Raw genomic sequence first — 26159 nt, 5'->3', positions numbered from 1 at the left:
ATTTGAATGGTATTATGTGGACTACTATCAGGTTATTTTTCCGGTTAGTGATCTGGAAAAACTTCAAAGGCGTCTTTCTCTTTTTTATCATTCTTTTTGCGATGATTACAACCATGAAGACCTATGGCGGCTGGATCAATCAACGACATTTTAAAAAGTTCAATGAAAGCAATATCAGGGGTACACTGAGCTATGTACGTGGATCAGGTACAGGAACCGGGATCGATATTGGCTACGTTTACAAATACGTATTCTTGCCGGATGCACATCTCTGGTTTGAAAGAACTGCTGAAATTGGAGATTCTGTTATCAAACCAGCTTTCTCTGATACTTTAATATTGAAAAAAGGAAATAAAATATATCCGTTTACATTTCGAAAATACCCAAATGATAAATAATTTAAAGGTCACAGTTGCACAACTGTGACCTTTGTCAATTTAAACGGCAATATTCTTGCATTGTTCTATTAATTTATAAACCATCGCTGATGTTTAGAAAGGGATTACTATTGCTATTGCCCATCCTGGGCCTCTATTGGAATACCAGCTACGGTCAGCACCTCAAACCGGGATTTGACCCTAAAGAATACGCAGACATGCTGGCGGTCTGCTTCCTGACCGCAGATACCCCCTGGACCAAAAAGGTATTACCACCTGAAGATTCCAAACTCATTTACCGGTCCAAAGAAACCGGACTGCACAACCGCTGGGATCTCTGGACCTACCATAATCAGGTGGCCGTGATTTGTATACGCGGTACCGTAGGCAATAAAGAATCCTGGCTGGAAAACTTCCATGCCGGCATGATTCCCGCCATTGGAACCTTCCGGTTGAATGACAGCACTCAATTCAAATATCGCTTCGCCAAAGACAGCAATGCGTATGTACATGCCGGTTGGACCCTGGCCGTCGCCTCGCTGGCCGGCGATGTAGTGGCAAAGATCAAAGACTGTTACAAACAGGGTATACACGATTTTATCATCACCGGCCATAGTCAGGGCGGTGCCATTTCGTTCCTGCTCCGTTCCTACCTGGAGTACATCGACGATCCCGATTTTCCAAAAGATATTCGCTTCAAAACCTACAGCAGCGCTGCACCTAAACCGGGGAACTTATACTACGCCTACGACTACGACTTCATTACCCGCAATGGCTGGGGATTCAGGATCGTGAATACCCGCGACTGGGTGCCTGAATCGCCATTCTCTTTACAGACTACCCGGGATTTCAATAACCCGAATCCTTTTATGTATATCAAAAGTGCGGTGCGTAAACAATCACTCCCCGTCAGAATCGTAGTGAATTATATGTTCGGCCGTCTGGACAACAGTAGTAAAAGAGCCAGCCGACGTATGCAAAGAGTATTAGGTAAGCGCCTGTATACGATTGTGAAAAAAACTTTGCCAGAATATAAACTGCCTGCACTGGTACACAGTCATAATTACGCCCCTGCGGGCGTTCCCATCATCCTTAGGCCTACAGCGGATTACGACACTAAATTCCCCTTCGATGGCAAGAACATTTTCGTACATCATGCCTATGATCCCTACCGCTATTTGCTGGAAAGAGATTTCATGGAATGACTACTAAATGATCGTCTTAAACGATATAGTGTCAAAATGATTGGTTTAACAAGGTATTAACTAAGGGTTTAACTATGGATTAACCAAGTCCAATTTGTTTAAGCGCTATGTTTGTATGGATAAAAGCAAAAGCACGTTGTCCTTTACTTCCGGGTTCCAGATATCCTGCGCAGGGTATCTGGATCTGGGAGTTAAGGGTTAAGGTTAAGATTGTCATGTGAAAATAATCTAATTGCAATATAGGGGGAACACAACCAGGATTCTTGTTATCAAAGGATCAAAAACCAACTAAAAAGAAAGGGGCTTCCGCATGGAAGCCCCTTTTTGATGTGTATGGTGCGAAGGTTAGTCTCTTAATTGAAGCGTTGGCCATTCCCCAAGCTTAATCTTTTAATTTATGCAGGAATGTACTTAGTTTAAATAACAATTCATCCTGCAATCCAGCTCTCAGCTTTGCCTCCTCATCGGTAATACCAAGTTTCCGCATCCGCTGGTAATAACCATAAGACCCACCGATCAGATCCAGGCATTCCTGGATTTTTTGCCTTACATCTTCTGCTTTACTCTTCTTTTCAAATTCCTTTTTAGAAAGGATCTTGTGTAGGTAAAAGACGCTGTCTCTTGGTTCTACCCATTGCTGTCCACGCTTGTACTGGGGTTTGTAGACTTCCAGGTAGCAATTGTCCAGTGTGAGTACATCACCCAGTTCTGTGCGCAGATCGATCACAGGCGGGTGTTGTTTAGACTTTTTCAGGAATGCGCTGATCTGAACTCCTTTTTCGCCTGCGCTCACCAGTACCATGTGCAGGGCGGCCATTTCCATACTGATGGTAATCTTGCTCAGGCGGCTGCCTGCTTTCAGCTTGCCGATCAGGCTGGGATTTGCGTGTTCGTCAAATACGATATCTTCTACCAGTATTTTGCTCACCATCCGGTAATTAGGAGTATAGCCTTCTGTATCAGGCGTCTCCTTTTTAGAGGCTTTCACCTTTTCCTGGCGGCGTACAGACTGAAGGTAATCGTCCATCATGCGGAGGTCCTGCATACGAAGGCGGTTGTACAGCTCGTGATGGGTATAGTTCACTACATTGTTCAGGGAGAGCAGGTCATCCCAAACATCGCCCTGCTGAGCTTTTTTCAGTTCGTCCAGCACTTCTTCGGCCGGCATATTGCGACGGTATAATATTTCCGAGATCAGGAAGATCGAAAAGTCATTGACAGGGTATCCCAGTTCAGGCAGCAGGTCATAAGGGCTGCGCTTTTGTTCGGCGGCTTGTTGCAACTGATCTATGTCCGACACCACCGGGGCCAGCAGGTATCTGCGGGCTGCCGCTCTCAGCTTCTTACTCACATAATCCAGCAGTTGATCGCTCAGCTGACGATGACTTACAAAGTCATGCAGGATCTGCACAAAACGCTTTGATGTGGGCAAGCCGAACTGTAGTAGAATATCATTCTCCATCTCCAGCACAACTGCACCACCGGCTTCTTCCCTGCCGGCCTTCGTCCGCAATTCCGTTTGCTGACAAAGCTGATAGTACTCCTGTAATTTCAGTTTTAGCTTATCCATATGATTTTATCGATTAGGTAAAAATTAATACAAATAATTCTCCTTTACCAGATCGCATGACAATGTCGTATGACAATTGATCATGTGCCCGGTATTCGGATACAAATAGCTGTTTTACAATGAATTAAGTAATGGGAGTAGTATTGTGAATTAAATGGGAGAATGCAAATCTAACCATTTTTGATATTGGAGCCAAATGGAGCGGGGCCGGGTTCAAAAAAGTTCCCCTAAAACCCGCCGCAGGCCATTGGATCTTTTGAGGATAAAAATTCCAAATGCCAGTTATAACAATAATTTTTGTGTGAGTCCGCTTGTAAAACAAAAAGATTCAACTATTTTGGACATGCGGCGAACTAATATCAATAGCATATAGATTATTTTTTATATTTTGCCCACCAGTTGTATTTCCTTGCCAATACATTAAGACGAAGCATGTGAGACCTATAGCGTAATTCGAATAAGGAATACCACAACGAACCAGTAACATTCAAACAATCCATAAACAGCGCATGACTAACAAGCCTACAGATTTTACCTGGAGTACGGATCCTAATCCGCACCATGTGAGAGTTAGACAAATCCTTAAAGAACACCCGGAGATGAGGGAACTCGTAGGAAAAAATCCATACACCATATTCCTGATTCTTGGGCTCGTTGGAGCACAGGTAGCCATTTCTTACTGGGTGAATGATCATTCCTGGTGGTTGGTATTTGGCGCAGCATACCTGGTGGGTGCATTCATCAGCCATGCCCTGTGGGTAATGATCCATGAATCCAGCCACAACCTTATATTCAGAGGTAAATTCCCGAATATGCTGGCTGGTATGATCGCCAATCTGCCGCACATTTTTGCCAGCTCTGCCTCTTTCCAGAAATATCACCTCAAGCACCACGCTTACCAGGGTGAACATGACCTGGATGCGGATCTGCCTGATTTCTGGGAAGCCAGACTGGTGAGCAACAACCCAATCAATAAAATGATGTGGTTCCTGTTCTTCCCGGTATTCCAGGTTACCCGTACTGCCCGTCTGAACATTGAACTGTTCGACCGTTGGGTAGTGATGAACTGGATCATTCAGCTTGCCTTCGATGCAGCTATTATCATGCTCATCGGTCCAAAAGCATTCGTATTTATGCTGGCCAGCTTCTTCTTCTCAGTAGGCCTGCATCCGCTGGGTGCACGCTGGATCCAGGAACACTACCTGACCCTCGATCCCGTACAGGAGACTTACAGCTATTATGGTCCGCTGAATAAAGTAGCCTTCAATGTAGGCTATCATAACGAACACCATGACTTCCCTTCCATTCCATGGAACAAGTTGCCACAGATCAAATCAAAAGCACCAGCCTATTACGATTCATTACTGTCACATCAGTCATGGTCCAGGCTGATATGGTTGTTTATCTTCAATCCGAAATTGTCCCTTTATTCAAGAGTGATGAGAAAAGAAAAAGTGAAGATTGCAAAAGAAAAAGAAGAATCAGTAGCTATCTAATTTTCGATATAAATCCCGCCCCATTATAAGGCGGGATTTTTTTATCAGATATAATTTCCAACATCCATCTTCCACCATACCCAATTCTTCCCTTTATCTACAGGGCCACTGAATACTGCAGATCCTTCATAGACTGTTTGACCGGTATTGGCGGTAATCAATTCAATTATATCGATGGACTGTTTGGGATCTGCTTTAATTATAGCATGTTTGGGAAAATGGAACAATCTCCTTTCAAAGGTGAGCAGATATATAACAACTATCTCGCATCCAACATTTACTACAGGTTATTTCTACATAAAGACTAATTTTGCCCCCTTCTATGCGGTATTACTTTTTTTTGCTGGTGATATGCCTGACCAGTTTGACAGTGAACGCCAACGATACCACTTTACATGCAGGAGTATATAGGAACAGTGATAACACCTTTACCTTACGTTGGAATACAAACGACAAAACATTAACGACAAGCCCCCGTGTTGTGGGTTTAGGCTCATCTACCCTGGCAGGGTATCTCTTATCTTATCCGGATCGCCTGGGAGATAAAATCAATGCCTGGCTTTCTGCTAACACCTCCGGTTCTACCTGGATCAACCTTGCTGTAGCAGGCTATGCCAGTGCAAACCTGATGCCCACCAGCTTAGGAGGTACCACGGGAAAGAATATCGATAGTGCACTGAATAGCAACCCGGATTTTATTTTCATTTCCCTGCCTACAAATGACGTGGCCAATGGACTGACCAATGCAGCAATCATGGCGAACTTCAGGTACCTGGATGGATTAGCCCTGAACAGTGGTGTTCCCATCTTTTGGGAAACGACACAACCACGTACTACTTTCAATGCAACCCTGCAAACACAGTTAAAAGTGCTGGCAGATAGCATACGGGCAGCATGGCCCAACCGATATGTAGAAGGATTTACCCCCGTAGTCAATACTACCGCCAGCACAGATGCGGCAATCAATTCTATATATGATGCCGGCGATGGCGTGCATTTGAATACCACCGGAAACCAGTTTATAGCAGACAGTCTTTTTGCAAGGTGGAAGAATTATTTCCAGCCTGTAACAGGCGTATATATTATTGAGACCTCTGCTGATGGAACTACCTGGAGCACATTTGATACTGTCACTAATACAGTCAAAAAAACATACATAAATACATTTACGGCAACACAATATTTCAGGGTAAGATCTGAATCTGCCGCTGCTTATTCCAATATTGTATCATTGACACCAGCCAGTTCACCGGGAAATATAAAAGTGCGCAATACAAACCGGATCCTCGTTGACCTGGGAGGAGATGGTGTGAGTACAATACTGCCGAATGGAACAGCAATAGGCCAACCAACAGCCTCCCCCGATGCCTTTGGCAACTATTGGAACAACTGGTATGGCAGCGGTGGATCAGCAGGATTCAAAGACGGTGCAACCATCACTCAGCTCATTACGACCGCAGATAGTGCCACCACCATATCTATGAAAATTATAGGCACCCCGGATGGTACCTATAATACGTCGTCTACCACCAGGGCAATCAATAACAACGGCTTCTCAGCTGGTATAGGTGATTATCCTTCCACGGCATTATCTGATAACATGTTCCTGTATAATTCTATCAATCCGAATGGTGTAATACTGAGGATTAAAGGACTGGCTAAAAACAGCACTTACAATTTCAAATTGTGGGGAGCAAGGCTGGATGCCGTTACGACCCCAAGGATCCTGGAAACAAGATTAGCCGCTGAAGACTGGACTGCCGCAAAAAATATAGAAACAAGATATGGTACCAGCGCGAGCCCTGACTATGACAGGTCGATCAACTACACAGGCATTACAGGAGTAGATTCCCTGGATATTTACCTGAGAGTAGGTACAGGCAGCACCTTTGCTTCATTGAGCCTTGTAGATATTTCTTTTGGCAGGACGGATACTGTCACCGTGTGCGAAGGCGCCAATACCACCCTAACAGCTGGCAGAAATGCCGGCACTTATCAATGGCAGCAAAATACAGGTAGTGGGTATGTAAATGTGAGCGGTGCCACTTCCGCTACATTGACCCTTACAAAGGTATTGCCAGCCTGGTCTGGCTATCGGTTTCGCTGCCTGGCCGATAATGATAGCAGCAATATACATCACCTACTGGTAAAGTCATCTGCCACACCATCCATCACAATCAGCGGTACTACATCTGTCAGGCAATATGTATCTACCAGCCTGCGTGCCGTCATCACCAACGGTGGCAGTGCCCCATTCTATCAATGGATGGATAGCACCAATACACATACCTGGTCTGACATTAACGAAGCATCTGCTGAAGCACTTACGTACACACCAAAGAAAACGGGAGATAAGCTCCTTTGCCAGCTCACCAGCAGCCAGGCTGGATGTCTGACCGCAACAACAGTGTCCAGCAACCAGCTTAGCTTTAAAGTAGATGTGATCACGGCCCTAGACCCGGATCCATCCACCAACACGGGGCCTCGTATTTATCCCAATCCAGCGGGTGCAAGTATTACCATTGACCAGCTCTCCAACTGGAAAACAATGGAAATCCACAGCCTGGATGGTAAGACGTATTTAAAAAGAGATGACATGCTGACTAAAACAAGTATCACCTTATCCATCTCTCATTTACCAAACGGCGTCTACCTGCTGGCATTGACAAAAGCGAATGGCACTACAAGCAGTATAAAATTTGTAAAGGCAGATTAATCACAAATAGATGATCCCTCTGCTGGGATAGACGACTTTTCGCACTACGGAATTCGCATCAGCAAGCTTGGAGTACTTTTTTTCCATTATTTGTAAAACAAATAATCGGGCTACAATGAGCAGTACAAGACCGATAAAAATAAACTGGATTACACGCCTCCTGGGCTGGTTATAAATGGACATTTCTAAACAATGTGCGGCTTGTTCTGATAAATGGTTTATGCTCTTAAATGGTTTTCCCCTAATGGCAAAGGTTTTCAAAGGTACTTGGCGATTGTGGAATGTAAGGTTCAGAAGAGGAGGGATGCTTATTATAAAAGATGAAAGGCGAGTCCTGTCAGACTCGCCTTTTTAAATCATAAGTGGAACTTAAAGTATTCTCGTAATCGCTTTTGAAAATATATTTTATTCAGTTCATCGTACGTATGACTTTGCCCCGGTAGCACCAGCATATCAAAGTCTATTTTGGACAGGATCAAAGCATTCTATAGACAGCTGCCGGATGTACATTCGTACCTACTTTACCGGTAACTAATAAAAATGTTGGTTCAGCTTCGAGCCCGTTCCTGATTCGGTGTTACTTAAAATGCAAAACCGGAATCAATCTCCTGGAAAGTTTCTCCCCGAAAACGCTTATATCCTGGTTCCCGGAAGAGGCGACTCCTATCTTTTCTAACATCTGGGTAAGTACGCCTTACCGCTATCGCCACCATACCTTCATCAAAGTAATCAAAGGTACCGACACGTGCCCTATCAATCTATGATATCTGGCAGCCAGCTCACTGATACCATGCCTGCCATCTGCCAAAGGAGCATCAAAATAACTGACCATAACCATACTTATGGTAGGCTTTATTGCTAAAAAACGGTTGGGTACCAGAAAAAGGTCATGGGGTACATTCCATCACGAAGCACCAGGTTGGCTTCCTCTGTGCCTGGTTTTTGAATTAAATAAAGGGCGGCTCAAGGTTGAGCCGCCTGGAGGTGATACCCTTTGAAAGTTCACCTGATTAGAGGAAAGTTTGCTTTCATCTCCGTTCGATGAAGGTTTGCGTGCGCAATTTTTTTTATTTGAATGGGTGATTTACCTATTGAGTTGCTGTTGAATTAATGGGTTTTGAGCAAAATATTATAGTTGGGTTCATTTAGGTAAGTATTTTAATATTCATAAGCATTAATTACCGGAAGTTAAAAGGATTGGGAGGAATATAGACAGCAGCCTTCATTATTATATGATAGCGAAGGTTAATCAGTTCCTCCTTTCTCCCCGATTTTATAAATGAATAAGCCAGGCTATTCACCTGGCTCATTCATTTATAAAAATTAAATCTTATCCTTTAAGAATCGATGTAACCCGGTCAATTATCTCCTCATCAGAAGAACGCCCCTTCTGCAACGCTACATAAGTACAAAATGCCTTTATCTCCACCGGAAACAGGTGATAAGACTCCTTCACCCGGTTCCTGATCTGCTGCTTAGACACCGATGTTAACCCAATCTGCACCTGCAATAAAAAAACATCATCAATCGCCTCTTCAATATTATGGTTATAAGCAATCGCCATCACATCCGTCATACACGTCTCTACTATCGAATAATCCTTACTCCCATCTAATCCTGGAATCTTTCCGGAAATATTCCCTTTTATCAGGTTTTTTACCGCTTGTTCTAAATCATTTTTCATAACTGCTTTATTTAAAATTTGTATTTGGTGCTATTCAGGGATAAACTAAAACCTATATTCGGGGCAAAATACCAGCCTTGTAGAGAAATTCGACAGGTCATTAACCACACCAAAAATACAATACTTTATACAAGAAAGTTTATAATTTCCAATTATATCTGCATGAAAGTATCATTATCGGGTAGATGCAGAAAATTAGCAGTTTTAAGTATCACACAAACATTTCAACATCCCCAAAAAATGAAATCAAATTGAAATTCATTTAATATTTCATCCGGTAATCATTCGGCGTAAGACCAGCCTTTTGCTTAAATAAACGGCTGAAATGCTGCGGATATTTAAATCCCAGTTCGTAAGCAATTTCACTCACAGATTTATTCCTGTCAAACACTCTCTCCTTTGCCACATCGATCACTTTTGCCTGAATATATTCCTGGGCAGATCTACCCGTCTCCTTCTTTACCAGGTCACCAAAATAATTCGGTGATAAATGCAAGGCCTCAGCGCAATAAGCCACAGAAGGCAAACCCTCATACTGCGGTTTGTCAGATGAAAAATAATCTTTCAATAAATGTTCAAACCGCTCCAATACCCCCTTATTTGCAGTATCACGCGTGATGAACTGCCGGTCGTAAAAACGGACGCAGTAATTGAGCAGCAACTCAATATTGGAAGCAATCAATCCTTTGCTATGCTTATCAATATTCTGATCGAGTTCATATTCGATTTTTGAGAGGCAATCAATCACAATCCCCCGCTCTTTATCCGACAGGTGAAGCGCTTCATTTACATCATACGAAAAGAATGAATAATCCTGCATGCGTTTGCCCAAAGACGTACCATTTACCAGGTCAGGATGAAAAACCAATATCCAGCCTGTCGGGGTAAATGATTCCAGCCCCGGCTCCACACCGACCACCTGTCCGGGTGCAACAAATATCATACTGCCCTCCTGGTAGTCATAATGCTTCCTTCCATAGCGCAATTGTGCATTGTTCAATTCTTTCAGCCCCACCGCATACAAACCCATGTTAAATGACCTGGCGGGCATCGGTAACGCTTTAGAGATGTCAATCACCGCCACCAGCGGATGTTTGGTAGTCAGCCCCCGCATAGCATTATATTGTGCAACGCTGGTAATTTTTACAATCTCTTCCATACCTTATTCTTTTATCCCTACAAATTTACTGCTTTCGGCAAGCCCTTTTTGCCCCCGCCTTCCCAACCTGTAATATTGGTAGGAATACCCGTAATCCGGATACAAAACGGCCCACCCTTCCTCCGCAATTTTGTAGCCTAAAACGCATAAAATGAAAACAAGACAATTAGGAAACGCTGGATTAGAAGTGTCCGAACTTGGATTCGGCTGCATGGGATTAAGCCATGGCTATGGTCCGGCTACAAATGAAAAAGATGCCATTGCTGTCATTCAGAAGGCGTATGAATCGGGTATTACTTTCTTTGATACTGCTGAAGCATATGGGCAGGGCGCCAATGAACAGCTGGTAGGAAAAGCTTTGCACCACGTACGCGATAAAGTAATCCTTGCTACCAAGTTTGGCTTTGCAAACGGCAGGAATACTGATGGTTTGAATAGTCGCCCGGAACGCATCAGGCAGGTGGCAGAAAACTCGCTCCGGTACCTGAAAACCGATTATATCGACCTGTTTTATCAACACCGTGTAGACCCCAATGTGCCTGTTGAAGACGTGGCCGGAACCGTTCAGGAGCTGATTGCCGAAGGCAAAGTAAAACACCTCGGTATGAGTGAAGCCAGCGCGCAAAGTATCCGCAGGGCACATGCCGTACTACCGGTAGCTGCCCTGCAAAGCGAATACTCCATGTTCTGGCGCGAACCTGAAAAAGAAATCATTCCATTACTGGAAGAACTAGGCATTGGCTTCGTTCCCTTCAGCCCCCTGGGTAAAGGATTTTTAACGGGTAAGATGAATGCAGATACTGAATTTGATAAGACCGATTGGAGAAATGTTATACCTCGTTTTACAAAAGAAAACCGCGAAGCAAATCATAGCATTGTTGACCTTGTAACAATGATTGCAGGAGAACATAACGCAACACCAGCGCAGATTGCATTGGCATGGCTGCTGGCGCAAAAGCCATGGATTGCACCGATCCCGGGAACTACGAAAATGACACGCTTAGCAGAAAATATAGGAGGCGCATACATCACCTTAAGCAAGGAAGAGCTAAGCACTATCAAACATGCGCTTGACACCATCCCCCTACATGGAGAACGCTATCCCGCAAGCCTGGCAGGATTGCAAGGCAAGTAAGCAGGACACCCCTCAATCATTAAAAGTGAGGGGCCGCTGCCTGGTTTTGACACCTACCCGCTTCAGACCGGTGCTGCATGTGAGCAGACCTTCGTCAACGAATTAAATACTGATCTCAATGCCTTCAACTGCCCATGATCTGACAAAGATCAAATCGATAAAGGCAGTGGGCTCATTGATCATGTCCACAATCCTTTGAAAACAACAGCCAGAAAATAAAACACACAAAATGAAAACACGAAAATTAGGAACCTCAGGTTTAGAAGTGTCCGAACTTGGATTCGGCTGTATGGGCCTCAGCCATGGTTACGCTAACCAGCCAGACCGGCAAGCCGCCATTCGTGTATTACGCGACGCGGTGGAGCAGGGCATCACCTTCTTCGATACGGCAGAGGTGTATGGCCCTTATACCAACGAGGATATCGTGGGAGAGGCGCTGGCACCCTTCAGGAACAAGGTGATGATAGCTACCAAATTTGGCTTCAAAAATGGATCGAACGCTGCACTTGACAGTCACCCGGATACCATCCGCAAAGTAGTAGACGCATCATTGAAGCGCCTGCGCATCGAGACCATCGATCTCCTCTACCAGCACCGGGTGGATCCCAACGTGCCCATCGGGGATGTTGCCGGCACCGTAAAGGATCTCATTGCCTTGGGTAAGGTAAAGCACTTTGGCCTGTCAGAGGCAGGGGTCGTAAACATCCGTAAAGCCCATGCTGAGCAACCAGTATCCGTACTCCAGAGCGAGTACTCTCTTTGGTGGCGCGAACCCGAAGAAAAGGTTTTTCCTGTGCTGGAGGAGCTAGGGATTGGTTTTGTGCCCTTCAGCCCACTTGGCAGAGGTTTTCTGACAGGCAAAATAAATGCAGATACCCGTTTTGAAAAAGAGGATGGCCGGAGTTACTTTCCCCGTTTTCAGAAAGAAAACATGGAAGCGAACCAGGGCTTTGTAGATATTCTCGAACGCGTAGCGCGGGAGAAAGGAGCCAGCACTGCGCAGGTGGCGCTCGCCTGGATACTGGCACAAAAACCATGGATCGTTCCGATACCAGGCACTACGAAATCAGAACGTGTGAAGGAAAATATTGGCGCAGCGTCACTGGAGCTTTCTCCCCGGGAGTTAAGCACGATCTCCCAGGCTGCAGATAGCATCGAAGCCCGGGGTGGCCGCTATCCGGAAGACCTGGATAAGGCAATAGACAGGAAAGCTTAGACGATCTGAAAGAACAAGAGGTTGTACAGAAAGTAATCTGAAGGCATGGAGAATTTCATAACCAAAAATTCCCGCCACCAGGTACCCGCATTAAATCCGGGTAATGTTACTTTCTATACAACCTCTTTTATTAATATCCGGTTGTTTATTTTCTATTTTCCAACCACTCCCTTCCGTTAATAAAGGCCTGCAACCACGGAGTCACTTCATCCTTACGTCCACCCGGGTAATTTGCCCAGTTCCACTGGAATATTGAACGCTCAATATGTGGCATCATTACCAGGTGTCTGCCGCTTACATCACACAGCATAGCCGCGTTAAAACCAGATCCGTTTGGATTAGCCGGATAACCCTCATAACCATATTTACCAACGATGTTGTACTTATCTTCTTCATATGGGAAGTCGAACTTACCCTCGCCATGTGATACCCACACGCCTAAAGTACTACCCGCAAGGTTGGAGAGTAATACGGATTTATTCTCCTGCACAGTTACTGATGTAAAGATGCTCTCGTGTTTATGGCTATCATTATGCAGCATGCGCGGCTTTTCGCCATGATCCAGGTTGATTAAACCCAGCTCTACAAACAGCTGACAACCGTTACAGATGCCCACTGAGAGGGTATCTTTACGATCAAAGAATTTCTCAATCGCTTCTTTCGCCTTCGGATTATAGAGGAATGCACCTGCCCATCCTTTAGCAGAACCCAACACATCAGAATTGGAAAAACCACCTACTGCACCTAAGAACTGGATATCTTCCAGGGTTTCACGGCCTGAAATGAGATCAGTCATATGCACATCCTTTACATCAAACCCGGCAAGATAAAGGGCATTCGCCAATTCTCTCTCGGAATTACTACCCTTCTCACGCAATACTGCCGCCTTGATCCGCGGTTTTGTTCTATCTATCGCAGGTTTCTTCCCGGTAAATCCGGCAGGGAAAGTAAATTTCAGTGGCTGGTTCTTATAATTATCAAAACGCTCTTTTGCTTTTACTGCACCAGATTGTTTTTGATCCAACAGGTAGGAAGTCTTCGTCCATACATCACGCAGGTGATCAATGTCAAATTGATAGTTACCTGTTGCATGTTTTACGGTTAATGCCGCCGCTGCGCTTACTTCACCTATCTTATGATAAGCAATACCTGCTTTTGCCAGCTCCGCTTCTACTGAAGCAGCAGCCTGGAATACGACTCCATTATTTTCAGCAAATAAGATTTCAATGATATCCTGCTCTCCTAATCCGCTCAGGTCAATATTTGCACCCAGGTCACGGTCTGCAAAACAAAGCTCCAGCAGAGTAACAATCAGACCACCACTACCGATGTCATGACCTGCCTGTATTTTGCCCGATTTGATCAGCTGCTGCAGGGTGTCAAATGCCTGCTTAAAGAAAGCAGCGTTCAATATATCAGGTGTCTGGTCTCCGATCTTGTTGACGATCTGCGCAAAAGAGGATCCTCCTAATTTATATTTATCTCCTGAAAGATTGATGTAATAGATGCTGCCACCGTTCTTATGCAGTACCGGTTCCACGACAGCCTTAATATCATCGCAATGACCGGTAGCTGAAATGATCACCGTACCTGGAGCAATCACTTCCTTATCAGGATATTTCTGCTTCATTGACAAGGAATCCTTGCCTGTCGGAATATTGATGCCTAATGCGATAGCAAAATCAGAACAAGCTACCACCGCTTCGTACAATCTTGCATCTTCCCCCTCATTCTTACATGGCCACATCCAGTTGGCAGACAATGATACACTGGTAATACCATCCTTCAGCGGCGCCCAAACGATGTTGGACAATGCCTCTGCAATCGCATTACGGCTCCCCGCTGCAGGACTGATCAGTGCTGACAGCGGCGCATGCCCAATTGAGGTGGCAATACCGTGCTGACCCTGAAAATCGAGGGCCATTACCCCACAGTTGTTCAATGGCAATTGCAGCGGGCCTGCGCATTGCTGTTTAGCCACACGGCCACTTACACAACGGTCCACCTTATTCACCAGCCAGTCTTTACTCGCTACTGCTTCCAGCTGTAATACCTGCTCCAGGTATTGCTGTAATTGTTTTACATCGTAGGTAACCGGCTGGTATTTGCGGGTGATAGTTTTATCGCGCATGTATACTTTCGGGGAACTGCCAAACATGTCAGCCATGTTCAGGTCCATTGGCTTCAGCCCTGTGGTGGCAGACTTAAAGGTAAAACGGTGGTCGCCGGTTACCTCTCCTACCACATACATCGGGGAACGTTCACGAGCAGCAATACGCTGCATGGTTTCAATGCTCTCCTGGCCAATCACGATCCCCATCCGTTCCTGGGATTCGTTGCCGATAATTTCCTTTGCAGAAAGGGTCGGATCCCCTACCGGCAGTTTATCAAGGTCGATCAGGCCACCGGTTTCTTCCACCAGTTCTGACAGGCAGTTCAGGTGTCCACCGGCACCATGGTCGTGTATAGATATAATTGTATTATGATCACTTTCTACCAGGCCACGCACCACATTCGCTACACGTTTCTGCATTTCCGGGTTGGAGCGCTGTACGGCGTTCAACTCAATGGCAGAATCAAAAACCCCGGTGTCTGCAGATGAAACAGCAGCACCGCCCATCCCGATACGGTAGTTGTCACCACCCAGGATCACCACCTTGTCATTCACAGATGGCTTATGCTTAGCAGCCTGACTAGCCTTGGCATAACCAATACCACCTGCCTGCATAATAACTTTATCGTAACCCAGGGTCACCGCATTCTCTTCGTGCTCAAAAGTGAACAGGGAACCCGTGATCAGGGGCTGTCCAAATTTATTCCCAAAATCAGAAGCACCGTTTGATGCTTTGATCAGGATATCTACAGGCGCCTGGTACAGCCATTTACGTTCTGCCACGTGTTTTTCCCAGTCCCTGTCCTGGGTAAGACGGGAAAGCGCTGTCATATATACTGCTGTTCCGGCCAATGGAATAGAGCCCTGACCACCTGCCAGCCTATCCCTGATCTCCCCGCCGGCACCGGTAGCAGCCCCGTTAAAAGGTTCTACGGTAGTCGGGAAGTTATGTGTCTCCGCTTTCAGTGAAATGACTGATTCGAATTCCTTTACTTCATAGAAATCAGGCACATCCGGACGTTTTGGGGCAAATTGCTGCACCATCGGGCCTTTCACAAAAGCCACGTTGTCCTTATAGGCAGATACGATACTGTTTGGATTGGTTTCGGATGTTTTACGGATGAGTTTAAACAGGGACAATGGCTGTTCCTGCCCATCAATCACAAATTTTCCGTTAAATATTTTATGACGGCAGTGCTCAGAGTTGACCTGGGAAAAACCAAATACTTCCGAATCGGTCAGTTTACGCCCCATTTTTTGAGACAGCTTATTTAGATATTCAACTTCTTCCTCGCTTAATGACAAGCCCTCCTTACGGTTATAGGCAGCGATATCCTCAATCTCGATAATAGGTTCGGGTACAATGCTGATAGTGAAGATATCCTGGTTCAGTTCCGCATATTTCTGAGACAGCATCGGGTCAAAACCGGTAAAGTTAGCAGCTACCTTGTTGTAGGTTTCAATACGTACGATCCCCTGTATATCCATATTCTGGGTGATCTCCACCGCATTCGTACTCCAGGGTGTTACCATCGCCGCACGAGGGCCTACATAATAATCCTTCAGTACTTTTTCCTGGTGTAGTTGTGCATTTCCAAACAACCAACTTAGTTTTGAAATATCCAACGCTGTTAAATCCTGTGATTTCTGTACTGCAAAAACAGTGTGTAACTTATCCGAAAAAAAATAGATCATGCCTGGTAATTATTCGCCAAAATTATAGCAATAACAAAACAAATTATTTTTTTCTTTAGACGGAAGAAACCTTATCCATGTCGGGGCTGAAGTGAAAACAAAAGACATAACACCCTGAAAAAGGCGTCCTGTATACAGAAGGGCGTTTAAGGAATATTGGGCAGTTAGCAGGGCAGCAGACGAACACCCCGACCAGCTATCTGGTTGGACCACTGAGCTTGAAAAATCATTCCTAATTGATTATCAATAAATTATACTGTCATTAGCGCTTCCTATCCTAAAACAGGATAACTGCCAAAAGTGATTGTAGTTATGAACCTTTTAAATACTTATCCGGTAATATTTTCCGGTTGAATAAATCCCCAGAGGCAAGCCCTATTGCATCCTACTCAAATTAGACACAAATATGATAAAATTAACAACTTTTTAACAACTAGCTAAAAGAACCAGGTATGGTGAGCAGTTTATACCCGCTAATCTGAGAACATGCTGCTTACCCGGATTTAAAGTGCCATTGTCATTTATTTAACCACTCCTTCATTCATAAGAAAGGCATAGCGTTTCTTAATATTCTCCCGGACCGGACCTGTAGAGGGAACCGGATTCTTTAGCAACTCGACTAACAAAGCGTCCATGCCATCATTTGAAATATGAATTTTAAGGAACATTGATTTGGAGACAATATTGTGTTTAAATGCATTTCTATAAGCAACTGTAAGGTAATAGGCATTCAAGGTGCCATCTCCTGGAGGCTAAACCGGAAGATGCCTGTCTTTAAGATAGCCGTGCATAGTAACAAATTCAGCCGACCCAGACAGATCTTTTATTAAACGAAGTAGCCGTTCGCAAAGCCACTTGCCACTCCCCCTTTTTGTGTAATTAGGAATATCGAACCTGTTGATATCCGTAAATTCCCAGGGATGCATATACAAACATACATAACCGTCATGTGCAAGCGTCTGCAAGACCAACTGTTTAAAATAATAATAAGGGAAATTCTTAAACGTTAACCAGAATAAAGGAATACGGAAATTAGGGGATACACTTGTCGGAATACGTATCATATTATCTGCTGTAAAAATTGTTCGGGGCTTGTCAATATTATTATACCGTCCCGGAATCCAGGTAGGATTTATTGAGGAGTCATATTTATAACCTGCCTGCTTAACGTCCTTCATATCCACGTGCATCATCCTGGGCATACGCAAACCATACACCGGACGACCCGTAATCCTTTCCAGTATAATGCGGCTTTCAATCAAATCATAGTTTCTAAAATTACTATGAGATAGGGTATGTGAGGCAATTTCGTGTTCTTCCGCCATCTTCCTCATTGCCTCCGGATAATGGCTGGCAAAAGTTGCAGTAGTGAAAAACGTTGCAGGAACTTTAGCAAAATTGATGACCTCCATAACTGCCTGCAAGCCTTTCCATCCTTCTGTGAGTTGTTCCTGCAGGGTAATACTACAATCATACTCAATAGGCATATCAAATTCTTCTACATCAAATGAAAGTAAAATATAACGGCTGTTTTCAGTCATATAAAATTGGCAATTTTAGTTAAACTTGATTCCTTTATAATATATACAGGCCTTTTCTTGACTTCATTGGTAACTTTACCTAAATACATGCCGATGATGCCCAATAGCATCAGTTGAAGGCCACTAAAAAAAGAAACTGTCACGATCAGGGATGTCCAGCCTGGTTGCGCTTCACCTGCAAAATAGCTGTATAAGGCATACGGAATGTAAAGTGAGGACATCAGTGAAATCAGGATTCCAGGGTATATCGCTACATATAGCGGTCTGATACTAAAAGAGGTTATTCCTCTTACCGCTAATTGCACCATTTTCTTAAAGCTGTACTTAGAACTGCCGAAAGATCTTTCATCGGCCTGGTATACAACATGAGTCTGTGAAAAACCAATCCAACTTACCAATCCTCTGAAAAACGGATCGTGTTCATTTAATGAACAGATGACGTCCAGCGCTTTTCGGCTGACTAACCTAAAATCAGCACTTCCTGCCCTGATCTCAAACTCACTGAGATGATTTATTAACTTATAAAAAAGCCTGGAGCTCTTTCTTTTGAAATAGCTCAGTTTTTTATCTTCCAGTCGAACCGTGTTTACAATATCATACCCTTCTTCCCATTGTTTAAGGAGTAAAGGTAAAACGGAGGCAGGATGCTGCATGTCTCCATCCATAGAGATAACACAGTCACCATCTGCCATATCTAATCCAGCCTTCAGGGCCGCCTGATGACCAAAATTTCTCGAAAGAGAAACATATTCAACCCTGTCATCAAATTGGGAAACCTTTGCCAGGATACCTGGTGTACCATCCGAACTACCATCATCGACGTAAAGGATATTGTATTTATAATGAAGGCCTGCAAAAATTTTGTGTATTGCATTTTTTAAAACATAAATATTATCCCGCTCATTATATATAGGAATTACGATCGTAACACTTTTCAAAGTCATAAGGCAGCAATTTGAAGGGTATATTTAAATTGGACTTCATATAAAAGCCTTAACCATACAATAAAGCAGGGTAAAGCTTTCAGGGCGTAAGAACGAATGAAATGATTTAAAGGAGGAGGACACAGATCTGTAGGTGAGATAATGCTAACGATAAACACAAATACCATTAAGGCTATCATCCATCTTTCAACCGGGTACTGAATTACAAACCAAATTAAAACACCGGTGATGGCTATAATATAGGTAACAGATTCCGCCGATGAACTGAATATTACAATCGAAATTAAAGCCAGGGCAAGGTACCGGAGCTTAAATCCATTATCTCCATATTTAGAAACATCGAGAAGCGGAATGCAATACAGGATCATGGCCGGCACCAATATAAATCCATCGGATATGCTCCTGCATTGTGAAATACGCCTGATTATTCCGGTCACTGAAATATCTTGTTGCCCAAATGTTACAGACTGTAAGGCGTTCTGACTATCTTTTTCCTGTAAACTATACATCCAGTCAAGGTAGCTTTGCGTAATAAAGCCTGGAGAAGAAAAAAGCATCGGCAAACAAAACAAAACAAGCATCCATATCAAAAACCAAATAGTAAATTTCCCCTTATGCTTGCTGAACAGGAAAAAAGTTATGCCAGCTATTCCATACAATTTACATAAGAAACCAGCGACGATAAAAAAGCTTGCCCAGATATCCTTTTCCTCTTCCACGAATACGAATGACAGGATTATCCAGGAAGCTACCATTGGATTAAATTGAACATGATGGATAGAGGACATGAGTTCAATAGCACCTATAAGTAATATTGTCAGAAAATATTTCCTGGGAAATTTTAGTCGCCTGATGGCATAAAATAAAATGGCAGCATTTACTAATGCCCAGAGAATAACGCCCATGGAATCCGGAAGCATAGCAAATGGGGCTATTACAATACCAAATAATGGTCCATAATGGTTTGTATCATTATACACTTGCGGATAAGCAACGTACAAATTCTTCTGCTCAAGCGTATGAATAAATACATACTTAAATATGTGATAATTATTGATTGAATGACGCGATAATTCCAGCACAACTGCCAGTGTTGCCAACAAAAACCAAAGGAAAACAGGAAAAGGGATGCTTAACCTGGAAGTTAAGGGGATTTTAATGTTTAGTATGGACATAAGTAAGGCAATTTCTCGGTCAATGACAAAGTTATTCTGCACACAAATTTGTATAGGCTAATTATAATATATACTTAAATCATGCTGAAGTGCCATTTTGGGTTACTGAATCGCCATTTTGGGTTAATGAGTCGTCGAAATCGAAAAACGAAACACAAAGTGGCCGCCAGAAGAAGCGCTAATGCAGGCTTTAATGCTATTCGCAATGTATTAATGGCATTATACGGGGTTAAACAGTTTGCCGGAAAGATTACCTGCTTCACTTCAAAATGGGATTTTGGTTATTCATTTTAAAAGTTTTCCGCTTCAACTCAAAACATCCAATCCGGGGTTTAAATTATTCGATATTTGGAAAAAAAATGACAAAATCGAATCGGTGGGTAATTCTTTTATTTCCGGCTATAATGTTCATGATTGTCGGGTTATATTATAAGTTTCAGTACAAAAAGGATATGAAAAGGTTGGAAACTAAGGCAAATAAAGTTCTTATTTTACAACTACCGGAAAAAACCAGGGATAGTGTAGTTATTACCATTAAATCTATAAAGAATTGAGATTGCTAAAAACACCAGTTGATGAAATGAAATGGGATTCTCCCGGAAAAATATTTAAATACCTTTTAGTTTGTATTTGGATTGTGCTTTCATTATCGTTGATATTATATGGAAAGCCTGCAGAAATAAAATCTGATGGTTGTGTTTATAAGCCTGATAATGTAAAATGATCGTATAAATCTATAGCGAACCTGTTGGTTCAAACTGTTTCCTCAAAGTGATTCAATTTCTATATTATAAGGGCCTAAAAGCAATCCCACCTCTTTTGTCCGACCCAATGCATCATATTGAGTATAACTATACTTGTTTTCTCCTATTTGTTTTGCATTCTGGGAATAAACTAGTCTACCTAAGCGATCGTACCAGTAATTTGAAATGCCATCACATCTGCAATATCAGGCCCGGCAAGACTACCAGGCCCTTTCACCTCTCGTTGATTGACGAACTCCACTCTGGAAACTTCCCTCACAAACACTATCCCGCCTTTCCCCTAATGCCGTTTATCAGGCGAGCTATCCACATATAAAACCCGGTTAAACATCTCCCGCATCCTGCTACGAATATGCTCCCCATATCTCTCTCCCAGCTCCTCACTGTACAATTTCGTAGTCACATGCGTTATCATTCGCCGCGATATAAAATAATTATACCTGGATAAGAGCACTTCTCTCATCACATTCACACTTTTACCATAATGATGCCCATCCGGCTCCAAGCCCAAATCATCAAAGCAATACACACGAGGATGCCCGGTTGAATAAAAAGACTTTTTTGTAAATTGGATAATCGCCTCATACGCTCTCGTGTCAAAATCTAATACCACCTCATTGCTTGAACGAAACTCCAGCCGGTCCTTTGCCGCACAAAAATTACTCATGATCTTCATGATCGCAGTTTTGCCACAACCCGTTGGCCCCATCAGCAGGATGCCCTTTTTCAGATCCAGTCCTTCCGCTTCCGCTACAGTCTTGTCTTTCAGGAAATAGGCTAACAGCCTGGTAATAACCGGCTTGTCAACATCATCGATTATAAAATCACGCCCAAACATATCTTTCCCCTGTTTTGAGACATACTGTAGCAGAAAATGATAATCATAAGGGGTCGCTATAGGACCTTGTGACATTGGTGTGAGATTTTCCTGATTTCCCATTTTTATTTGGTTTTATATTCTCTGACCATTTAGCCGCCGCGGCCTCCCAATCCATTATCGGCTGCCCACTGAGGGTCCAGCTGATCGCCTCATAGTGATAAAAAAACCGCCGTGCCTCCTTGGATGTTACTTCTCTTTGCGCAAACCATTCCAGGACGACCTCTATTGTTGGCTTTTCTTTTTTTGAAATGAATAGATCATTTCTTTTTGCGGGTGCCTGTTTACCCCCTGTTTTAAAGATTATTTGTTTGTTTAAATAATTGTGTCGCAATTCTGCGACTGTACCTGTATCAGTTTCTATACCTGTATGGGTATCAGTTCTGAGATCTGTACCTGTATCAGTTTCAATACCTGTATGGGTATCAGTTCTGAGATCTGTACCTGTATCAGTTTTAGTACCTGTATGGGTATCAGTTTTAGTACCTGCACGTATATCAGTTTCGGCACTGGCAGGCATATCAATTCCAACACCTCTATGCATATCACCTCCACCGTCTGTATGTATATCGCTTCCAATATCTGCACGTATCTCTCTTCCTCCACCTCTACGCATATCACTTTCCCCACTTACACGCATATTACTTCCACCACCACACATATCACTTTCTCCATCTCTATGAACATCAACTCCGCGCCTATCAACTCCAACAACTGCATGTATCACACCTTCACCACCCATATCACTTCCAACATCTCCGCCCATATCCCCTACCGCCAATCCCCCCTTTCTCCCCCCCTCCTCCGCAAACCCCACCATACTCACAGTGCAGGGAATATATGGACGGCCAGAAGGATAATAAATAATATACCCACACTTATGCAACCATTTCAAACAATGCGTATACGTATTTGCAGATCCAATTTTACAAGACCTCATCACCTGCTCGCGCTTGATCGGGAAACGATGCCGGAACCGATAAGCATTCCAGGTAATAAAAAGTGTCATGTACAAACTGATATGATTGGGCCGCAACCGTGTATCATTCGCAACGCATTTCCAGAACGAATTGAGGTGATGAATGTAATTGATATGCGCACCCTCATTCCCTAAATAAGCATTACCTAAACGTTGCACCTGTTCTCCCAACACTGCTTTCTCCCGCTGTTCCCCCAACACCGCTCTCTCACGCTGTTCTGCCAACATCGCTGTCTTCACATGATGTAATTCCTCAGAAGATAATGTTGTAATCATGATATCTTTCCGTTTTCAAATGAAGGATCCATTACCGCTGCCCCCTCCTCTTCAATATTGAACAGACGAATAAAAGAAAGCAATACGCGACCGATAGGTTCCGGAACAGCCGGAAGATTGTGCATATATCTTAGCAGATTTTCTGCTGACAATTCCGCCCGGTCTTTCGTAGCAAAATGCCTGGCAACGAACTCCACTATTTCAATCTCACTGTCAGTCTGTATCATGCCATCTTTCATCAACAGCCCCAAAAGAACAGCCAGCTCCTTAACAGAAATATTCAACTTCACTTTACAGCCGCCCTCATACTGCAATAACACGGAGGAATAATTGATTTTATCCTCCAGGTAATCAATTTCATGCTCCAGCCAGTCAAGCATAAACACCTTTACTGAGCGTTGCCTGGAATCGTAATGAAAACCCGGCAGCTCCGATCGCTGGTAAATTATTTTCAAGCACCCTCTGGCCTGTAATAATTGTTGATAAGACGTTTCGCAGGCATAAATATTTTCCTTCAACACCCCTTTCATATACTCCAGGAATCCTTTGTTGTTAAAATTCATGCTGTATAAAACTTCTTCAGCAGCCTCCCTGCTTTTCCCGGTAATATTCAGCAGCTGTCCGCTCAGCTCTATCATATAACAGGTTCGATAAAGCGGCACATCAACCGTTCGCGCCACTTCCAGGATCGCACCAAGGACGATATCCCCGAACTCCATCCCGGAGAGGAGTTCTTCCAACAAGGGAATATTATCTGACAAGGCTGTACGTGCTGTTGATAATAAAGTTTCGGTAAAATCTGGTGTTTGTTTCATGGCATGTAGTTTTAATTCAGCTGCAAAGTTTTCATATCCCACTGAAGTATAAAGGGGTATCATAAGTCGAACTATCGCCCCTGAAACTCAATAGGGATATGGATAGTACCATAAGTGAGACTCCCTTTTTGTCAGAAAAAGCTTCCTTTTTATCAAAAAAAAGTTGCCCCCGGGAACGGAGGCAACGACATTTAACAACATGGGGTTCAAACATTCATTTCCAGGAAACATTACAACACAACATCCGCCACCGTTTCATTCGCCGGTAGATCTCTCGCAATCGCAGTAATCACACTACCTTTCAGCGCATCATTCAGCACGGTTGCCACATATACCCAGTCTAAGCCGTTAGCATGCATCGCCGCATCTCCCTGCTCGATCAGCACTCCCGCAGCATTCGTGACAGACACCTTCACACCGGCAACCCTGAAATCATCGATAGCCCTGACCGTTATCGTACTACCAATAGCACCGGTGTATAAAGCCGTCGTGATATTCCTGATTTCTGGCGCGATGAACGCATCCCTTACTGCCAGGTTATAGGCCGACTGGTCCTTTTTTGCTTTCACGGCCGCCGCCTTGTATAAAGCATAGATATCGGGCAACTTCAAAATGGATTTGGCATAGATAGTGCCCATTTTGAATCTGCTCTGGATATTGAGCTGCTTCTGCGTAGGGTCTACCGTGTTACCCCTGCGATGCTTTCCGATCTGGATGCTTCCAGACCTTTTCTTAGTGATGGTCAACTCTTTCCCAACTGTACCGGAAGTCTCCCTCCAGACCATCGCATTTGATTTTGCCATTGTTTTAATTTTTAAAAAGTGAGGAATGTATACAGTGGGATAAGAGGTGCCCCTCTCTCGTCCCAGGCACAGCCTGTATGATTGCAATAGTAAGAACGGAATGAACCGGTAAATAGAAAATCTGTTGGCGAATCGATAAATGGGGGTTGAACAATCGAAAATGGAGGGATGAAGATTAGAGGATCACCTTTATTCTTTCGAAAAAACGTGGCGCATAAGTCTTACCTAATGCAAGTTCTTTATCCAATATAAAAACTGTCTCCATGCTAAATTCCTTCACATAATCCATCCCCACTACATAAGACCTGTTTACCCTGCAAAAATGCGCTGCAGGCAATATTTCTTCTAACTGTGCAAGGGTGCTGTTCACCAGGTAAGCGACGGTTGGTGTGACTATCCTCACGCAACCGCCACAGGCTTCCAGCAATACCATCTCACGACTATTCACCTTCGTGAATAACCCATTGGTTTTCCGAATAAAAATATCTTCATGCATAATTGAAATCTATTTACTCCTCAGCCCTGTATTTCCAAAAACGATAGGCTAACCACTCGGGCCGCTGATCTTTGTAGTAAGCGCAAAACTCCGCCAGGGTCAATTTATAAGTTGACGGTTTACCCAGGGCATTCTTTGCGTCTTTTAGCAACCTGTAAGCAGTAGATGAAGAATCATCTATTATCACGGTTAGCGCTTTGGCTCTTAACACCTCGTGGAATAAATATGCATACTGGCCATCAGGAGTGAATTTCTCAAGATTGCCAAATTTTTCATATTTGTCATTGTTCAATTGCTGGTAATTTTATTCTTTATAATTGTAAGTTGGGGTGTATAAATTTAAGCATTGATTGGTTTGAGAATTCGATGTAAGCGACAGGAGATTATTTTCTTTGAATCATCCACCAAATGCCTGTTATAAAAGCGTTATCGAACATACAAATTTAAGCATTCATCATTCTATAAAATCAAAATAACCATGACAACAAAAAATAAAATATTCTCCTTAAATCCGCCCAAAAAACCAAACAAAAGAACCATAAACCCTGAATTCACCACTGCTATCCGAGCGGCAAAACTAATCCGGGTTTGCGCAGCATTCATGGCGCCTGACCGGCAGCGTTTTTACCGGCTTTCTAAATTCATCCTTCACCAGGTTATACAGGCAGATACCCATCACCCAATTGGTGAAAGGCAGGTTCTACATGAACACTTAAAAGTTTTTGAAAACTATGTGTTTGACCCGGATCATCCATTGGAAAAATACTTACCTGCCGACATCATCACCTCCATACAAAATAAAATAAGCATCTCCATCCCCCAGCCGACAATCAACTGGCCCGCACAATCTTTGTATTGTAAGATCTTCCTCCTGGGTGTCAGCATAGATTTTCAGGCGTTCACTGCAAACAGTGTGAGCCAAAGTACGGAGTGGCTTACGCGGGATACAGCGCCTATCCACCTGGAAACAGACAATACCGGTTCCCTGCTAATCGCTATAGGGATTGCATTTTCAAACAATAAGACCACTATTGCCACCTGCAAGGCGGTAAAAATTATCTGCGTCAATACTTGATCCTTTCAGGTGAACTTCCCTCACCGTCTCATCCTCAGCAAATTTATC

General features: G+C 43.5%; 20 protein-coding genes. 7 read left to right on the top strand and 13 right to left on the bottom strand.

The features are described 5' to 3' along the window. The first annotated feature begins 14 nt into the window (after positions 1-14). Both U0033_RS31830 and U0033_RS31825 read left to right on the top strand, forming a co-directional pair. Positions 15-398: a hypothetical protein gene (locus U0033_RS31830; RefSeq protein WP_072363140.1), complete on the top strand. Its 384-nt coding sequence runs from the start codon at positions 15-17 to the stop codon at positions 396-398. A gap of 89 nt (positions 399-487) precedes the next feature. Then, on the top strand, positions 488-1582 hold the full coding sequence (locus U0033_RS31825) for a lipase family protein (RefSeq protein ID WP_072363141.1): 1095 nt from the start codon (positions 488-490) through the stop codon (positions 1580-1582). Between the two features lie 382 nt (positions 1583-1964). Here U0033_RS31825 and U0033_RS31820 read toward each other — a convergent pair whose 3' ends face one another. Next, entirely contained in the window at positions 1965-3152 is a 1188-nt protein-coding gene (locus tag U0033_RS31820) for a hypothetical protein (protein WP_072363142.1), read from the bottom strand. A 509-nt stretch (positions 3153-3661) separates the two neighbouring features. On the opposite strand from U0033_RS31820, the gene U0033_RS31815 reads away from it, so the two are divergent. Further along, positions 3662-4648 carry a fatty acid desaturase gene (locus U0033_RS31815; RefSeq protein ID WP_072363143.1) on the top strand — a complete coding sequence of 329 codons (987 nt, stop codon included), beginning with the start codon at positions 3662-3664 and terminating at the stop codon, positions 4646-4648. Between the two features lie 322 nt (positions 4649-4970). Next, complete coding sequence (locus U0033_RS31810; RefSeq protein ID WP_072363145.1) at positions 4971-7364, top strand: T9SS type A sorting domain-containing protein; 2394 nt, start codon at positions 4971-4973, stop codon at positions 7362-7364. A 1330-nt stretch (positions 7365-8694) separates the two neighbouring features. On the opposite strand, the gene U0033_RS31805 is transcribed toward U0033_RS31810, so the two are convergent. Both U0033_RS31805 and U0033_RS31800 read right to left on the bottom strand, forming a co-directional pair. Next, a complete protein-coding gene (locus U0033_RS31805; protein WP_072363147.1) occupies positions 8695-9048 on the bottom strand; it encodes a hypothetical protein in 354 nt (117 codons plus the stop codon). A gap of 262 nt (positions 9049-9310) precedes the next feature. After that, positions 9311-10207, bottom strand: coding sequence for a helix-turn-helix domain-containing protein (locus U0033_RS31800; protein ID WP_072363148.1), 897 nt, complete (start codon positions 10205-10207; stop codon positions 9311-9313). Positions 10208-10358: 151 nt separating this feature from the next. Between U0033_RS31800 and U0033_RS31795 the strand changes: the two genes are divergently transcribed. Beyond that, entirely contained in the window at positions 10359-11342 is a 984-nt protein-coding gene (locus U0033_RS31795; protein ID WP_072363149.1) for an aldo/keto reductase, read from the top strand. Positions 11343-11571: 229 nt separating this feature from the next. Further along, complete coding sequence (locus U0033_RS31790) at positions 11572-12558, top strand: aldo/keto reductase (RefSeq protein ID WP_072363150.1); 987 nt, start codon at positions 11572-11574, stop codon at positions 12556-12558. 145 nt (positions 12559-12703) lie between these two features. Here the strand turns inward: U0033_RS31790 and purL are convergent, their stop codons facing one another. The 10 genes from purL to U0033_RS31740 all read right to left on the bottom strand — a co-directional run bounded on the left by purL (position 12704) and on the right by U0033_RS31740 (position 25328). Then, positions 12704-16366, bottom strand: coding sequence for a phosphoribosylformylglycinamidine synthase (purL, locus tag U0033_RS31785; protein ID WP_072363151.1), 3663 nt, complete (start codon positions 16364-16366; stop codon positions 12704-12706). A gap of 752 nt (positions 16367-17118) precedes the next feature. Then, complete coding sequence (locus U0033_RS31780; protein WP_072363152.1) at positions 17119-17907, bottom strand: polysaccharide deacetylase family protein; 789 nt, start codon at positions 17905-17907, stop codon at positions 17119-17121. After that, positions 17904-18851, bottom strand: a complete 948-nt coding sequence (locus U0033_RS31775) for a glycosyltransferase family 2 protein (RefSeq protein WP_218164053.1) — start codon at positions 18849-18851, stop codon at positions 17904-17906. Before U0033_RS31775 ends, U0033_RS31780 begins: the two co-directional genes overlap by 4 nt. Further along, complete coding sequence (locus U0033_RS31770) at positions 18848-20068, bottom strand: glycosyltransferase family 87 protein (RefSeq protein ID WP_326980858.1); 1221 nt, start codon at positions 20066-20068, stop codon at positions 18848-18850. The genes U0033_RS31775 and U0033_RS31770 overlap by 4 nt, the downstream gene beginning before the upstream one ends. 1002 nt (positions 20069-21070) lie before the next feature. Continuing rightward, a complete protein-coding gene (locus U0033_RS31765) occupies positions 21071-21703 on the bottom strand; it encodes an ATP-binding cassette domain-containing protein (RefSeq protein ID WP_322518589.1) in 633 nt (210 codons plus the stop codon). Then, entirely contained in the window at positions 21672-22922 is a 1251-nt protein-coding gene (locus U0033_RS31760; protein WP_322518590.1) for a hypothetical protein, read from the bottom strand. The genes U0033_RS31765 and U0033_RS31760 overlap by 32 nt, the downstream gene beginning before the upstream one ends. After that, positions 22919-23737, bottom strand: coding sequence for a hypothetical protein (locus tag U0033_RS31755; protein ID WP_322518591.1), 819 nt, complete (start codon positions 23735-23737; stop codon positions 22919-22921). Before U0033_RS31755 ends, U0033_RS31760 begins: the two co-directional genes overlap by 4 nt. Positions 23738-23967: 230 nt before the next feature. After that, a complete protein-coding gene (locus tag U0033_RS31750; protein WP_322518592.1) occupies positions 23968-24540 on the bottom strand; it encodes a hypothetical protein in 573 nt (190 codons plus the stop codon). A gap of 175 nt (positions 24541-24715) precedes the next feature. After that, on the bottom strand, positions 24716-25036 hold the full coding sequence (locus U0033_RS31745) for a LytR/AlgR family response regulator transcription factor (RefSeq protein ID WP_322518593.1): 321 nt from the start codon (positions 25034-25036) through the stop codon (positions 24716-24718). 13 nt (positions 25037-25049) lie between these two features. Continuing rightward, positions 25050-25328: a hypothetical protein gene (locus tag U0033_RS31740; protein WP_322518594.1), complete on the bottom strand. Its 279-nt coding sequence runs from the start codon at positions 25326-25328 to the stop codon at positions 25050-25052. 186 nt (positions 25329-25514) lie between these two features. Here U0033_RS31740 and U0033_RS31735 point away from each other — a divergent pair, with 186 nt between their 5' ends. After that, a complete protein-coding gene (locus tag U0033_RS31735) occupies positions 25515-26111 on the top strand; it encodes a hypothetical protein (protein WP_322518595.1) in 597 nt (198 codons plus the stop codon). The last annotated feature ends 48 nt before the right edge of the window (positions 26112-26159 follow it).

Origin of the sequence: Chitinophaga sancti (genome assembly GCF_034424315.1) — a bacterium.
Classification (GTDB): domain Bacteria; phylum Bacteroidota; class Bacteroidia; order Chitinophagales; family Chitinophagaceae; genus Chitinophaga; species Chitinophaga sancti.
Note: the sequence above shows the minus strand (reverse complement) of the source record. Positions and strands in the feature narration are given on the sequence as shown.